Source organism: Streptomyces sp. E-08 (genome assembly GCF_049913095.1).
Classification (GTDB): Bacteria; Actinomycetota; Actinomycetes; order Streptomycetales; family Streptomycetaceae; genus Streptomyces.
Genome location: NZ_CP183971.1, coordinates 1,899,164 through 1,913,405, shown reverse-complemented (window position 1 = coordinate 1,913,405; position 14,242 = coordinate 1,899,164). Strand labels below are relative to the sequence as shown.

15 protein-coding genes are annotated in these 14,242 nt (G+C 73.3%); 5 read left to right on the top strand and 10 right to left on the bottom strand.

The genetic code is table 11. The features are described from left to right. Positions 1-72: 72 nt before the first annotated feature. The 3 genes from ACN9MM_RS08735 to ACN9MM_RS08725 all read right to left on the bottom strand — a co-directional run bounded on the left by ACN9MM_RS08735 (position 73) and on the right by ACN9MM_RS08725 (position 4,284). Positions 73-1,326 (bottom strand): serine-threonine protein kinase, encoded by a 1,254-nt coding sequence (locus ACN9MM_RS08735; RefSeq protein ID WP_426363082.1) that lies wholly within the window; start codon positions 1,324-1,326, stop codon positions 73-75. Positions 1,327-1,437: 111 nt separating this feature from the next. Further along, positions 1,438-2,775, bottom strand: a complete 1,338-nt coding sequence (locus ACN9MM_RS08730) for an erythromycin esterase family protein (RefSeq protein ID WP_426363081.1) — start codon at positions 2,773-2,775, stop codon at positions 1,438-1,440. A 261-nt stretch (positions 2,776-3,036) separates the two neighbouring features. Next, a complete protein-coding gene (locus ACN9MM_RS08725) occupies positions 3,037-4,284 on the bottom strand; it encodes an exo-beta-N-acetylmuramidase NamZ family protein (protein ID WP_426363080.1) in 1,248 nt (415 codons plus the stop codon). A gap of 167 nt (positions 4,285-4,451) precedes the next feature. Here ACN9MM_RS08725 and ACN9MM_RS08720 point away from each other — a divergent pair, with 167 nt between their 5' ends. Next, positions 4,452-5,234: an SDR family oxidoreductase gene (locus ACN9MM_RS08720; RefSeq protein WP_426363079.1), complete on the top strand. Its 783-nt coding sequence runs from the start codon at positions 4,452-4,454 to the stop codon at positions 5,232-5,234. A gap of 78 nt (positions 5,235-5,312) precedes the next feature. Further along, positions 5,313-5,906: a TetR/AcrR family transcriptional regulator gene (locus ACN9MM_RS08715; protein ID WP_426363078.1), complete on the top strand. Its 594-nt coding sequence runs from the start codon at positions 5,313-5,315 to the stop codon at positions 5,904-5,906. 6 nt (positions 5,907-5,912) lie between these two features. On the opposite strand, the gene ACN9MM_RS08710 is transcribed toward ACN9MM_RS08715, so the two are convergent. Further along, positions 5,913-7,127, bottom strand: a complete 1,215-nt coding sequence (locus tag ACN9MM_RS08710) for an acyl-CoA dehydrogenase family protein (protein WP_426363077.1) — start codon at positions 7,125-7,127, stop codon at positions 5,913-5,915. Between the two features lie 5 nt (positions 7,128-7,132). Next, positions 7,133-8,155, bottom strand: a complete 1,023-nt coding sequence (locus ACN9MM_RS08705; protein ID WP_426363076.1) for a phosphotransferase family protein — start codon at positions 8,153-8,155, stop codon at positions 7,133-7,135. Between the two features lie 131 nt (positions 8,156-8,286). Between ACN9MM_RS08705 and ACN9MM_RS08700 the strand changes: the two genes are divergently transcribed. Beyond that, positions 8,287-9,552 (top strand): enolase C-terminal domain-like protein, encoded by a 1,266-nt coding sequence (locus ACN9MM_RS08700; RefSeq protein WP_426363075.1) that lies wholly within the window; start codon positions 8,287-8,289, stop codon positions 9,550-9,552. A gap of 86 nt (positions 9,553-9,638) precedes the next feature. Here the strand turns inward: ACN9MM_RS08700 and ACN9MM_RS08695 are convergent, their stop codons facing one another. The 3 genes from ACN9MM_RS08695 to ACN9MM_RS08685 all read right to left on the bottom strand — a co-directional run bounded on the left by ACN9MM_RS08695 (position 9,639) and on the right by ACN9MM_RS08685 (position 11,821). Further along, on the bottom strand, positions 9,639-10,136 hold the full coding sequence (locus ACN9MM_RS08695; protein ID WP_426363074.1) for a hypothetical protein: 498 nt from the start codon (positions 10,134-10,136) through the stop codon (positions 9,639-9,641). A gap of 258 nt (positions 10,137-10,394) precedes the next feature. Beyond that, a complete protein-coding gene (locus tag ACN9MM_RS08690) occupies positions 10,395-11,306 on the bottom strand; it encodes an MBL fold metallo-hydrolase (protein WP_426363073.1) in 912 nt (303 codons plus the stop codon). Between the two features lie 155 nt (positions 11,307-11,461). After that, on the bottom strand, positions 11,462-11,821 hold the full coding sequence (locus ACN9MM_RS08685; protein WP_426363072.1) for a winged helix-turn-helix transcriptional regulator: 360 nt from the start codon (positions 11,819-11,821) through the stop codon (positions 11,462-11,464). 70 nt (positions 11,822-11,891) lie between these two features. Between ACN9MM_RS08685 and ACN9MM_RS08680 the strand changes: the two genes are divergently transcribed. Both ACN9MM_RS08680 and ACN9MM_RS08675 read left to right on the top strand, forming a co-directional pair. Next, positions 11,892-12,527 (top strand): NADPH-dependent F420 reductase, encoded by a 636-nt coding sequence (locus ACN9MM_RS08680; protein WP_426363071.1) that lies wholly within the window; start codon positions 11,892-11,894, stop codon positions 12,525-12,527. A 45-nt stretch (positions 12,528-12,572) separates the two neighbouring features. Next, on the top strand, positions 12,573-13,508 hold the full coding sequence (locus tag ACN9MM_RS08675) for an NADP-dependent oxidoreductase (RefSeq protein ID WP_426363070.1): 936 nt from the start codon (positions 12,573-12,575) through the stop codon (positions 13,506-13,508). Positions 13,509-13,515: 7 nt separating this feature from the next. Here the strand turns inward: ACN9MM_RS08675 and ACN9MM_RS08670 are convergent, their stop codons facing one another. After that, on the bottom strand, positions 13,516-13,833 hold the full coding sequence (locus tag ACN9MM_RS08670) for a DUF202 domain-containing protein (RefSeq protein WP_426363069.1): 318 nt from the start codon (positions 13,831-13,833) through the stop codon (positions 13,516-13,518). Further along, entirely contained in the window at positions 13,830-14,225 is a 396-nt protein-coding gene (locus tag ACN9MM_RS08665) for a YidH family protein (protein ID WP_426363068.1), read from the bottom strand. The genes ACN9MM_RS08670 and ACN9MM_RS08665 overlap by 4 nt, the downstream gene beginning before the upstream one ends. Positions 14,226-14,242: the final 17 nt, after the last annotated feature.

The following is a 14,242-nucleotide window of genomic DNA, read 5'->3' as shown; positions in this document are numbered from 1 at the left end:
GGGTCGAAGCGACGCCCGTCACCCACCGGAACCAGGGCGTCCGGTGGGGTTCGGTGCGGCCCGGCGCGCCTCCTACCGGCCCGTCCGGGAGACCGAGACCACGACCTCGGCCAGCTCGCGCCGCCGGATGTCGCTGTGTGAGCGGACCACCTCGGCCGCGTCCACGCTCACGCACCCCGAGCCCGGCACCCCCGCGCGCAGGGCCTCCGCGAGGCTCAGTCGCACGGCACCCGGCACCGCCTGCACGCCGTCGTGACCGATCGCGCCCCAGCGCGGATCGTCCGTCCCCAGCAGCTCCGCCGCTGTGCCGGCCAGCGACTCTGAGTCGTTCGCCAGCCGGGACGCCAGCGGGTACATCACCCCGAGCGCCGTGTCGTGCCGCGAGTAGCAGGCCACCACCGGCCCCCGGACCCGCTCCTGGAGGTCCCGCAACGAGCCGGACCTACCCGGGGCGTGCGGCAGGCGCGCGGCGAACGCGTAGTGCGAGAAGGCGCCCTGGAGCAGCGTCACGGAGGTGACCGGCCGCGCCCCGGCGGGCAGCCCCCGCAGCGCGTACGCCACGAGCCGGGCGCCCATGCTGTGGCCCACCAGGTGGACGCGGAGCCCGGGCGCGGCGCGCGCGACCTCGCCGAGGAGCGGCCCGAGCCCGTGCTCGCCGACCCGCCCGGCCCGCTGCTTCATCACGTAGTACGTGGCCTGGCGCAGCACCTCTTTGGCGCCCTTCCAGTACTTCTTCAGGCCCCCGCCGAAGGCCTCCCCCGGGGCCTCCCCCGGGACCTCGACCGGGGCCTCCGCCGGGGCCTCGCCCGCGTCCTCCAGGGCCTCGGTGAACCGCGCGCAGACCGCCAGCGGGTCCGCGACGAGGAACTCCGGCACCGCCTCCGGGACCGCCACGCACTCCGCGTCCACGTCCGTCAGCTCCCGCAGCAGCGCCCCGAACTCGGCGAACGCCGCCTCGGAGTCCGGCGCCGCCGCGAGCAGCTCCGTGAGCCGCCCGATGACCGGCTCCTTCTCCGGGAGGACGGTCACGAGGGCCCGGAAGTCGGGCACCGGCTCGCCCGAGAACATCATCGAGGGCCAGATCACCCCCGCGTACCCCGCCTCCACCCCGGGCGCGAGCAGCTCGGGGAAGGGCGCGAAGAAGTCGGAGCACAGGCGGGTGGCGCCGGACGGGGAGCTGTTCCACCCGTGCGCGAACACCACCAGGTCACGGACGCCCCGCCGGGCGAGCGCGGCGAGTTCCGAGGCCTGGCCCGGCGGCCCGTCGCCGTCCTTGTCGAAGGTGATCTCCCGGTACGGCTCCACACTCATCCCGGTCACGGCCATACCGTCCCTCCACGTCGAGGGGGCCGCGACGCCGAGTGCGCCCCGTGCGCGGGCGGCGGCTCCTTGGCCAGCATGCCCGCGCACGCCCCCCTCCAGACGTGCGACGGCCCGTCAGCGCAGCCGTGCCGCCGAGATCCGGGGGAAGTGGATCAGCAGGTCGTACGCGGTGGAGTACCGCACGGACGCGACGTCGCCCTCCCAGGGGAACGCCGTGCCGATGTGCCGGGCCGGCCGGGGCATGCCCAGCCACTCGCGGGCCGCCGGAGTCGTGCGCCTCAGGTCCAGGTAGAAGGGGCCGGACGCGACCCGGTCCAGGGTGTCGGCGCTGCTGCCGGGGCCGAGCGGGGCGACGGTGAAGGCCCGGAGCGGCTCGCCGGGCGCCGTGGTGTCGTGCGCGTTGAAGGAGCCCTGTCCGAAGGAGGTGCCCACGGTGACGTAGTCCCGGCCGAGGGCGTCCCGCAGGAACGCGCCCTGGGTCCGCGGGTACTGGTCCGGCTTCGCCGTCTCGTACCCCACGTGCCCGTTGTGCGCGGAGAGCACCATGCGATCGCCGGTCGCCCGCTGCCACCACACGGTGTTCTCCGCCATGATCCGGTCGCGGTAGAGCATCGCCGCCGCGACCCCCTCAGGCGTCGCCATGTCGTGGGCGTACTCGGTTCCGACCTGGGTGATCGCGCGCGCGTGCTGCACGGCCCAGAGGTGGGCCTCCCGGGCACCCGGGCCCTTGCCGGGCCTCTGCCGCTCCAGGAGGGCGAGGGCGCGGTTCACGTCGCCGGCCATCCGCCGTCGCTCGGCGAGCGGCCTGTCCACGTACCCCTTCATCCAGGCCTCCACCTCGCCCGTGGGCCGCGAGTCCCGGTACAGCTCCCGGAAGCGGGGGAGGAGTCGCGGGTGGACGCGGGCGACGTACGAGGTCACGGCGTCGAAGAGGTTCGGTCCGGCGTATCCGAGGTCGTTGCCCATGAAGTGGACCGGTCGCTCGGGGTGGAGCTGGTTGTACCTCCGCATCCACCGGAAGAGGTCGAGGTACTCCTCGGTGTTCCAGAGGCGGTACGACTCCTGGAACTCGTCCCGCATGATCTCCCGGATGTCGCCCCGGCCGGTGCGGACCCACTCGTCGACGAGGAGCCCGGTGGACCAGGGGGCCTCCAGGGCGAAGGTGGTGAACCCCTGGGACTCCACGAGGTGCTCGAAGATCCGGTGCTTCGCGGTGAAGAAGTCCGCCGAGCTGTGGGTGGCCTCGCCGATGCCGACGACCTCGGCCGAGCCGATCATCCGGTCCAGCGGGCGCAGATCGGTCAGGGGCCGGGCGGAGCGGGCGAGTTCGCGTGCGGGATCGGTGCCGGCCGGGGCGGTGGCGGCGCCCGCGGCGGGCGCCAGGGAGCCCAGACAGGCGGCGAGGAGGAGCCCGACGAGCGGCAGACGACGGCGTCGTAAGGAAAGGTTCATGGGGCAAGCGTCGCCTGGCGGGACGCCGGGGGGACATCCCGCCGGCCCCCGTGTCGTACGGGGGTCAACCCCCGTCACCGGTGGATCGGACAGAGGCCCCGCCCCCTCACCGGTGGATCGGACAGAGGCCCCGCCCCCTCACCGGTGGATCGGACAGAGGCCCCGCCCCCTCACCGGTGGATCGGACAGAGGCCCCGCCCCCTCACCGGTGGATCGGACAGAGGCCCCGCCCCCTCACCGGTGGATCGGACAGAGGCCCCCTCACCGGTAGATCAGATACTCCTCCCGCACGGCCCGGAAGGCCGCCAGGTCCGTCTGCCACGCCCCGACGACCTCGTCCACGTCCGCGCCCGCGTCGATCAGGGTCCGCACCCGCGTCGAACCGGTCAGCTTGTCGATCCAGTTGTCCGCCCGCCACGCGAAACCGGACCAGGAGCTCCGGGCGGTGACCAGGAGCCCGATCCCGGTGCGCACCGGGTCGAAGGACTCGCGGTCGTGGACGTGCAGCTGCACCCCGCCGACCGTCTTCCCCTGGAACTTGGAGAAGGTCGGGGCGAAGTACGCCTCGCGGAACCGGATTCCGGGCAGGCCGAGGGCGTTCGCCGCCTCGGCCCACCGCCGGTCGATCCCCTCGGCGCCGAGGAGTTCGAAGGGGCGGGTGGTGCCCCGCCCCTCGGAGAGGTTCGTGCCCTCGAAGAGGCACGTGCCGGAGTAGACGAGCGCGGTGTCCGCCGTGGGCATGTTCGGACTGGGCGGCACCCACGGCAGCCCGGTCGCGTCGAAGAACTCCGACCGCCGCCACCCCGTCATGCGCACGGTCTCCACGGCGACGGGCTTCGCCAGGAACTCGCCGTCGAAGAGCCCGGCCAGCTCGGCGACCGTCATGCCGTGCGCCTGCGCGATCGGCTCCCGCCCGACGAACGTCGCGAACGCCCGGTCCAGGACGGGCCCGAGCGCCGCCCGCCCGGTCACCGGGTTCGGCCGGTCCAGGACCACGAACCGCTTCCCGGCGAGGGCGGCGGCCGCCATGCAGTCGTACAGCGTCCAGATGTACGTGTAGAAGCGGGCGCCGGCGTCCTGGATGTCGAAGACGACCGTGTCCACCCCGGAGGCGGTGAAGACGTCCGCCAGCGGCTGCCCGCTCTTCAGGTACGTGTCGTAGACCGGCAGCCCGGTCGCCGGGTCGTCGTACCGTCCCTCCGAGCCGCCCGCCTGGGCGGTGCCGCGGAAGCCGTGCTCGGGCCCGAAGACGGCGACCAGGTCCACCCGCTCGTCGGCGTGCATCACGTCCACGATGTGGCGCGCGTCCGGGGTCACGCCGGTCGGGTTGGTGACGACGCCGACCCGTTCGCCCGCGAGGAGCGCGTACCCGTCGGCCGCGAGCCGCTCGAAGCCGGTCCGCATACGACCGTGACCGGGCGCGGGGGACGCGGGGGACGCGGCGGCGGTGGCCGTCGCCGCCCCGAGGGCGCCTCCGGCAGCCAGCAGACTCCGTCGCGACAGGCTCATGCGGGACCTCCTCGTCGGTGACAAGGGCACGCACGCTAGCGCTCCTGACCGCCGCGGGGAACGAGGCGTGCGGAACGGGTCTTCCGCCACTCCATACCGACCGGTTAGTCTGTGCCGGTCTTCGGGGCGCGGTGGCACACCGCGCCGTCACAGCGGGAGGTGGGTCCATGACCGCGGGCACGAACGAGCTCCAGGGCGCCGGTGTCGTCGTCACCGGCGCGGGCGGCGGCATCGGCGCCGCCCTCGCCCGCCGCTTCGCGGCCGAGGGCGCGCGGGTCGTCGTCAACGACCTCGATCCCGGGCGCACCAAGGCCGTCGCCGAGGAGATCGGCGCCGTCGCCGTCCCCGGCGACGCCTCCGCCGTCGTCGACGAGGCCCGCGAGGCCCTCGGCGGCACCGTCGATGTCTGGTGCGCCAACGCCGGACTGTCCTCGCCCGGCGACGCCTTCGCCGACGAGGACGTCTGGGCCGCCGCCTGGGACGTCAACGTCATGGCCCACGTCCGCGCGGCCCGCGCCCTCCTCCCGGAGTGGCTGGAGCGCGGCAGCGGCCGTTTCGTCTCCACCGTCTCCGCCGCCGGACTGCTCACCATGATCGGCGCGGCGCCGTACAGCGTCTCCAAGCACGGCGCGTACGCCTTCGCCGAGTGGCTCTCCCTCACCTACCGCCACCGCGGCCTGAAGGTCCACGCCATCTGCCCGCAGGGGGTCCGTACGGACATGCTCACCGCGGCCGGATCCGCCGGCGAGCTCGTCCTCGCCCCCACCGCCATCGAGCCCGAGGACGTCGCCGACGCCCTCGTCGACGCCATCGCGGCCGACCGTTTCCTCGTCCTGCCCCACCCCGAGGTCGCCGGCTACTACCGCAATCGCGCCACCGACCCCGAGAGGTGGCTCACCACGATGAACCACGTCCAGCGGACCTGGGAGACGGGCACCGGTCGGCCGTAGGCCCCGGCGGATGGGAAGATCTACGGGCGGGAACGCGTTCCCGTGACCGAAAACGATCAGCGAGGAAGGCGGCGGAGCATGGCCAGGACGACGGACGGGAGCGGCGCCCCCGTCCCCCAGCGACTCCTCGCCGCCGCCACCCGGCTCTTCGCCGAGCGGGGGTACGACCGCACCTCCGTCCAGGAGATCGTCGAGGCCGCGGGGGTCACGAAGGGCGCGCTCTACCACTACTTCGGTTCCAAGGAGGACCTCCTCCAGGAGGTCTACTCCCGGGTCCTGCGCCTCCAGCAGGAGCGGCTCGACGCCTACGCGGACGCCGACGCCCCCATCGAGGACCGGCTGCGTGACGCCGCCGCCGACGTCGTGGTCACCACCATCGAGAACCTCGACGACGCCGCCATCTTCTTCCGCTCCATGCACCACCTGAGCCCGGAGAAGAACAAGCAGGTGCGGTCCGAGCGGCGCCGCTACCACGAGCGCTTCCGGGCTCTGGTCGAAGAGGGCCAGCGGGCCGGGGTGTTCTCCGTCGCGACCCCCGCCGACCTCGTCGTCGACTACCACTTCGGCTCGGTGCACCACCTGTCCACCTGGTACCGCCCGGACGGCCCGCTGACCCCGCAGCAGGTCGCCGACCACCTCGCCGACCTCCTGCTGCGGGCCCTCCGTCCCTGACCGGCCCTACAGGTACTTCTTCAGCTCCCGTCGCGCCAGCGACCGCTGGTGCACCTCGTCCGGCCCGTCCGCAAGCTTCAGCGTCCGTGCCGCCGCCCACAGTTCGGCCAGCGGGAAGTCCTGCGAGACGCCGCCCGCCCCGTGGGCCTGCACGGCCTTGTCGATGATGTCGACCACCGCGCGCGGGGTCGCGATCTTGATGGCCTGGATCTCGGTGTGCGCGCCCCGGTTGCCGACGGTGTCCATGAGCCAGGCCGTCTTGAGGACGAGGAGCCGCAGCTGCTCGATCGTCACCCGTGCGTCGGCGATCCAGTTCTGCACGACACCCTGCTGGGCCAGCGTCTTGCCGAAGGCGGTACGCGAGACGGCGCGCCGGCACATGAGCTCGACCGCCCGCTCCGCCATGCCGATGAGCCGCATGCAGTGGTGGATGCGGCCGGGGCCGAGCCGGGCCTGGGCGATAGCGAAGCCGCCGCCCTCCTCGCCGACGATGTTCGCCGCCGGGACCCGGACCCCGTCGAAGATCACCTCGGCGTGGCCGCCGTGGTAGTGGTCCTCGTACCCGTACACCCGCATGGCGCGCCGGATCTCGACGCCGGGGGTGTCGCGCGGCACGAGGATCATCGACTGCTGGCGGCGCGGGTCCGTCCCGTCGGGGTCGGTCTTGCCCATGACGATGAAGACCGCGCAGTCGGGGTTCATCGCCCCGGAGATGTACCACTTGCGTCCGTCGACGACGTACGCGTCGCCGTCCCGCCGGATCCGGGTCTCGATGTTCGTCGCGTCGGAGGAGGCGACCTCGGGCTCGGTCATCGCGAAGGCCGAGCGGATCTCACCGGTGAGGAGCGGCTCCAGCCACTGCTTCTTCTGCGCCTCGTCGCCGAACTCGGCGAGCAGCTCCATGTTCCCGGTGTCCGGGGCGGCGCAGTTGAGGGCGGTCGGGGCGAGGTGCGGGCTGCGTCCGGTGATCTCGGCGAGCGGCGCGTACTGGAGGTTGGTGAGCCCCGCCCCGTACTCGGCGTCGGGAAGGAAGAGGTTCCAGAGGCCCTGCCGCCTGGCCTCGGCCTTGAGCTCCTCCACCACCGGCGGGGTGTCCCACGGCGAGGCGAGCAGGGCGCGCTGCTCCTCGGCGACGGCCTCGGCCGGGTAGACGTGCTGGTCCATGAAGGCGAGGAGCTTCGCGCGCAGTTCCTCGGTGCGGGCGTCGTAGGCGAAGTCCATGGTGTTCAGCCCTCCTGAAGGGTGGTCAGGCCGTGCTCGATGAAGACGGGGACGAGTTCGCCGATGCGGTCGAAGCCCGCGCCGACGGTCTGCCCGAGGGTCCACCGGTAGTGGATGCCCTCCAGGATCACGGCGAGCTTGAACCAGGCGAAGGCCGTGTACCAGGCGAGGGCCGAGGTGTCGCGGCCCGAGCGGGCCGCGTAGCGCTCGACCAGTTCGGCGGCGCTCGGGTGCCCCGGGGCCGTGGCGGTCGTGGAGATGGGGGAGTTCGGCAGGTCGAGCGGCGTGCTGTACATGACGAGCAGGCCGAGGTCGGTGAGCGGGTCGCCGAGCGTGGACATCTCCCAGTCCAGGACGGCCCGGATCCGGTCGTCCTCGCCGACGAGGACGTTGTCGAGCCGGTAGTCGCCGTGGATGACGGTGGGCGGGGGAGAGGCGGGCAGCGCGCGCCCGAGGGCCGCGTGCAGCTCCTCGATTCCCGGCAGCTCGCGGCCGCGGGAGGCGTCGAGCTGCTTGCCCCAGCGGCGCAGCTGCCGGTCGAGGAAGCCCTCGGGGCGCCCGAAGTCGCCGAGCCCGACGGTCTCCGGGTCGACGGCGTGCAGGTCGACGAGCGTGTCGACGAGGCCGAGGAGGGCGGCCCGGGTGCGCTCGGGGCCGAGCGGGGCGAGCTGGAGGGCCGAGCGGTACGGCGTCCCGTCGACGAACTCCATGACGTAGAAGGGCGCGCCGAGCACCGACTCGTCCTCGCAGAGCAGGACCGTCCCGGGGACGGGCACGTCCGTCGCGTGCAGGGCGCTGATGACGCGGTGTTCGCGCCGCATGTCGTGGGCGGTGGCGAGGACGTGGCCGAGCGGGGGACGGCGGACCACCCAGCGGCCGGTGCCGTCGGTCACGACGTACGTCAGGTTCGACCGGCCGCCCTCGATCAACCGGGCTTCGAGGGGGCCGGACACCAGTCCGGGCCGCTCGCGGTCGAGGTGTCGGCGCAGCTGCTCGGGGTCGAGTCCTGGTGGCGGGGCGGAACTCATGCGTGCGTACCTCCGGATCGGCTTCGGTCGGCGTTCATGATGACCGACCAGTCGGTATGTCGTCCAGGGGGGAGCGGGGAAAGCGTGTCCGCGCCCTGGTGGCTGATCGCATGGCTGAATAGAGTTCACATATGGATGCGAAGCTGATCGTCGACGGAGTCCGGCTGACCCCGATCCTCATCTCCGACCCACCCCTCCTCAACACCCAGGGCGTCCATCAGCCCTACACGCCCCGGCTCATCGTCGAAGTGGTCACGAGGGGAGGGGTGAGCGGACTCGGGGAGACGTACGGCGACGGCGCGTACCTCGACGCCGCCCGCCCTCTCGCCGAGTCGCTTCCAGGCCGCTCGGTCACGGATGTGAACGGACTCTTCGCGCTGGCGGCGGACACAGGCGGCGGGCCCTGGCAGGCCCTCGACGCGGGGGTCGACGCGGGCGGCCTGCGCGGGGTCCGTACGGCCGAGAAGCTCCGCCTCTCCGTCGTCTCCGCCTTCGAGACCGCCTGCCTCGACGCGCTCGGCAGGACCCTCGGCCTGCCCGTCCACGCCCTGCTCGGCGGCAAGGTCCGGGACGAGGTCGAGTACAGCGCGTACCTCTTCTACAAGTGGGCGGGCACGGACGACTGGGGCGCCGCCCTCGACCCGGCCGGCGTCGTCGCCCAGGCCCGCCGCTTCGACCAGGAGTACGGCTTCCGCTCCTTCAAGCTCAAGGGCGGCGTGTTCGAGCCCGCTCGGGAGGTCGCCGCGATCCGGGCGCTCGCCGAGGCCTTCCCCGGCCGGCCGCTCCGTCTCGACCCCAACGGCGCCTGGTCCGTGGAGACCTCGCTCGCCGTCGCCCACGAGCTGAAGGACGTCCTGGAGTACCTGGAGGACCCGGCGAGCGGCACCGCCGCCATGGCCGAGATCGCCGCCCGCACGGACGTGCCGCTCGCCACCAACATGTGCGTGACCACCTTCGACGAGGTCCCGGAGGCCTTCGCGGCGAACGCGGTACGGATCGTCCTCTGCGACCACCACTACTGGGGCGGACTCCACCGCACCCGCGAACTGGCCGCGCTCTGCCGGACGTACGGCGTCGGGCTCTCCATGCACTCCAACACCCACCTGGGCATCAGCCTCGCCGCGATGACCCAGGTGGCCGCCACCCTGCCCGGGCTCCACCACGCCTGCGACACCCACTACCCCTGGCAGACGGAGGACGTCGTCACCACCCGCCCCGTCTTCCGCGCGGGCCGCCTCACGGTCTCCGACGCCCCCGGCCTGGGCGTCGAACTCGACCGCGAGGCCCTGGAGTCGCTCCACCGCCGCTGGCTGGAGGACGACGGCACCCACCGGGACCGGGACGACACGGCGGCGATGCGGGCGGTGCGTCCGGACTGGACGCCGAGCCGCTGGTGAACGGTGCCCGTCGGGGCAGGAGGCAGGCCCGGGCCGGACCGCTGTCCGACCCGGGCCTCCCGGAGGCGTTCTCCTTCTTCAGGGTTCTACTTCTTGCAGAGCGCGGACGCCAGTACGGCCGCCGCCCCCGCGTTGTAGCCCTTCTCGTAGTTCGGGTCCAGCGCGGCCACGCCCTGCTTGGGCGCGTCCTTCTTGCAGTCCGCCTTCGTGTCGGCGACACCCTGCCGGTAGCCCATCCGGTACTGCTCCTGCGCGTCCTTCTGCTCGGTGTCCTTGGCCGTGCCGCAGGTGGCCTCGGGAACGCCGGGCTGGAGTGCCGTGATCGTGGCGCCCGCCGGGAAGAAGTCGGTGCTCGAGAACTCGCCGTTGGCATTCGTCTTCAGGGACGCGGTGTGGGTGTTGTTGGCTTCGAGGAAGACGGTCTTCCCGGGCTTCCAGCCCTTGCCCGAGACGTCGAACTTGCCCGCCGTCTTGCTGTCCGTCACCGTGCAGGTGGCCGACGGCACTGCCTGCGCCGAGCTCATGGTGAGCGCCACGGACCCGAGCAGCAGTGAGGAGATGGTCAGCGGAGCCAACACGGCCAAGCGGATTTTCCTGTTCACTTTTCTTCCCTCCGGTGGCAGGCCCGCACCCTCGGGCACGGGCCGAGAGGTTGAAGGCACGGAGGAGCACAGCGACGAACAGGCATCCGCGTCTCTTCGACGCGAGCGGAAGGGCCGTCCACGGCCCCGGCCCCGTCCTCGTACGGCTGCCGACCCCATCCGTGGCGGCCCTGAGGGACCTCAAGTCCTTCCATCCTCTCGCGGCCCGCGATGCCTGTCGATTCGGATCGGGCCCCGCCACTATGCGTGACAGGCCACCGGAACCCCGCCGTTCATCGCCGCCATGTCCCCGAACACCGCCACCGGATCCAGCGGCGACCCCTCCGGCAGGCCCTCCAGCTCCGCGTACGCCCGGTGCAGGTTCGCCACCAGCCGCTCGCTCTCCCGCCACTTCGCGAACTCGCCGAGCTCCGTGCGCCGTGCCGTCTCCAGCGGCGTCGCCCCCTTCGCGTAGCCCTCGACGGCCAGTTCCCGCACCCAGAGCAGGTACCGCTCCGTGATGTCGTACGCCGAGGGGTCGGTCACCCGTCCGTGCCCCGGCACCACCGTCGGCGCGTCCAGGGAACGCAGCAGGTCGAGCGCGCGCAGCGAACCGGCGAGGGAACCCATCGGCAGGAACGGCGTCCCGCCCTGGAACACCAGGTCGCCGGTGAACACGACGCCCTGCTCGGGGAGATGGACGATCGAGTCGCCCGTCGTGTGCGCGGCCCCCGGGTGGAGCACCCGCACCTCGATCCCGCCGACGTGCAGCGTGAGCCGGTCGCTGTACGTGACGGAGGGCGGCAGGATGTCGACGCGCCCGAAGTCGGTCCGCGGCCACAGCAGATGGAGCTGGTGACCGGCCGCGAGCTGCTCGGACCGGCAGTTCTCGTGCCCCACGATCCGGGCCTCCGGGTGGAACACCCCGTTGCCGTAGGTGTGGTCGCCGTGATGGTGGGTGGAGACGATGGTCCGGGGCAGCGGCAGCCCCTCGGCGAGCACCGCCTCGCGCAGCAGCAACGCCCGCCGCTCGGTGGCGGCGGTGTCGACGAGCAGCGACTCGTCCACGTCGCCGATGAAACCGGCGTTGTTCAGGCACCAGCCGCCGTCGGGCTGGACGAAGGCGTGCACGTGCGGAGCGAGCGTGACGACATAGGGATCGGTGGCAGACAAAGGGATTCCCCCGGATGAGAGCCCGACTGGACAGGGGAAGAGTGCCAGCCGCCGCCCACCGGTGAAAACCCGGAACCTCTCACCCCGCTTCGTCCCGCGCCCGGGGTCCGCGGCGGCTCACCCCGCTTCGTCCCGCGCTCGGGGTCCTCGGCGGCTCACCCCGCTTCGTCCCCGTCCCACCCCTGCGCCGCCACGAACGCGTCACCGTACTCCGCCGACCACCGCCCCAGCGCCTCGATCGGCCCGAGCAGCGAACGCCCCAACGAGGTCAGCCCGTACTCGACCCGGGGCGGCGCCTCCTCGAACACCCGCCGCTCCACCAGCGCGTACCCCTCGAGGCGCCGCAGTGTCTCGGTCAGCACCTTCGCGCTGATCCCGCCGATCGCCGTCCGCAGCTCGCCGGGACGGCGCGGCCCGTCCGCGAGGGCGTACAGGACGACCCCGTTCCAGGTGTGGGCGAGCAGGTCGAAGCCGAGCCGCGCCCGGCAGTCCGCGAGAATCCGGTCGGTAACCATTCGGTAAGTCGCCCCCCGCCTACGGTCGTTCATGACAGCACGCACAACGGTACGTGAGGGAGGACGCCCCATGCGGGTGGGAGTAATGGGTACGGGAGCGATGGCGCGGGCGCTCGGCGGCGGATGGGCCGCGGCGGGCCACGAGGTGCTCGTCGGAGGCCGGGACCCGGACCGCACCGCCGCGCTCGCCGCGAGCACCGGCGCCCGGCCGGGCACCCTCGCCGAGGCGGCCCGCTTCGGCGAGGCGACCCTGCTGGCACTGCCGTACGACGCGGTCCTGCCGGCCCTCGGGACGGTCGGCCCCGACGGCTCGATCGGCGGACGGATCCTGATCGACTGCACCAACGCGGTCGGCCCGGGGCCGGTCCTCACCACCGGCGAGGGCCCCGGCGCCGCCCGCACGCTCGCCGCCGCGACGGGCGCCCGCGTGGTCAAGGCCTTCAACCACCTCACGCCCGCCGTGTGGAGCCGCACCCCGCCCGTCTTCGCGGACGGGCCGGTCGCCGTCCCCCTGTGCGGTGACGACGAGGAGGCACTGACGCTCGTAGCCACCCTGGCGGCCGACCTGGGCTGCGCCCCCTTCGTGGCAGGACCGCTCGCCCACGCGGACCTCCTGGAGGCGGCCACCGCCTTCCTCATCGGCCTCTGGACCTCGGGCCGCGACCCGCGCGCCATGCTCCCGCCGCCGGCGGCGCTCGGTGGCTGACTCCCCGGCTTGCGGGCCGGCCCGGGGGCGCCGAGGGTCGGGGGTATGAAGGCGATCAGCTACAGCCGGTACGGCGGCCCCGAGGTCCTGGAGTACGGCGAGCTGCCCGAGCCCAAGATCGGACCGGACGCGGTCCTGGTCGAGGTGCGGGCGGCCGCCGTCAACCCGGTCGACTGGAAGTGCCAGGCCGGATACCTCGACGGCATGATGGACGCGGTGTTCCCGGTCGTCCCCGGCTGGGACGTCTCCGGCGTCGTCGTCCGGCTCGGCGTGTCCGTCCCCGAGTTCGCCGTGGGCGACGAGGTCATGGGGTACGTCCGCGAGGACTTCCTCTCCCGGGGCACCTTCGCCGAGTACGTCGCCGCCCCCGTCCGCACCCTCGCCCGCAAACCCCGCACCCTCGACTTCGAGGAGGCCGCGGCCCTCCCGCTCGCCGGCCTCACCGCGTACCAGGTGCTCCACCGGCCCAAGGCCCTCGCGGTGCGCCCCGGCGAGACCGTCCTCGTCCACGCGGCGGCCGGCGGGGTCGGCTCGATGGCCGTGCAGATCGCCCGCCACCTCGGCTGCCGGGTCATCGGCGCGGCCAGGGAGGCGGGCCTGGAGCGGGTCGCGGAGCTCGGCGCCGAGCCCGTCCGCTACGACGAGGAGACCTTCACCGACCAGGTCCGCGCCCTCGCCCCGCTGGGCGTGGACGCCGTCCTCGACACCATCGGGGGCCCGTTCCTCCAGCTCTCGGCCGGGCTGATCGCCCCCGGGGGCCGGCTGGCCTCGATCGCCGACGGCGAGGTCCTCGCCCTGGGCGGCAGCTACTTCTGGGTCCGCCCCGACGCCGCGGACCTCGCGGCACTCGCGGACCTGGCCGACGCGGGCGTCCTCACCGTACGCGTGGCCAGGTCGTTCCCCCTGGAACAGGCGGCCGAGGCCCAGCGCGCCAACGCGGCGGGCGGTCTGAACGGCAAGGTCGTGGTCACCGTCCCGTAGCACCGGTTCACCAGATCACCGCCGCCCCGAAGACGGCGAGCGCGATCGTGCACCCCGCCGCGAGCAACGCGCCCCGGTGCGAGAGCGGCAGCGGCCGGGCCGCGCCCAGGGAACGGATCCGCCGGTGGGCGACGGCCAGGAACGCGACCCACACCAGGGACGACAGCGCGAGCCCGGTCAGCTCCTTGGCCGTGATCTCGTCGCTGACGGTCGCCTTCACGGCGAGCACCGCGACGACCGTGCACGACAGGGTCGTCCGCCGCCACGCGAGCCGGGTCCGCTCCGGCTGGAGCCCGGGATCCCGGGCCGCGCCGGGCGCGGTCACCGTCCGGCCCGGCCGAAGACGACGAGCACCACCATCGTGAGCGCCACCGCGGCCACCGCGAGGCTGAGCACCGCGGGGAAGCGGGACACCGGCAGGTCCTCGCCGCGCCGCATCGCCCGCTCGCAGCGCACCCAGTGGTTCACGGCCCGCAGGGCGCACAGCACACCGCCGACGAGCAGCGCGAGCGCGAGCCCGACGCGTACGCCCCAGCGCAGGTCCGGCAGGAACTGGTCGACGGCGAACCCGCCGCCGACCAGGGCGAGCGCGGTCCGGATCCAGGCCAGGAAGGTCCGCTCGTTGGCGAGGGAGAAGCGGTAGTCGGGGGTCTCGCCCTCGTCCCGGATCCGCTGCGGCGCGAACCACAGCCGCAGGCTCTGCACGAAATCGCTCACCCGTGCACCCTAACGGC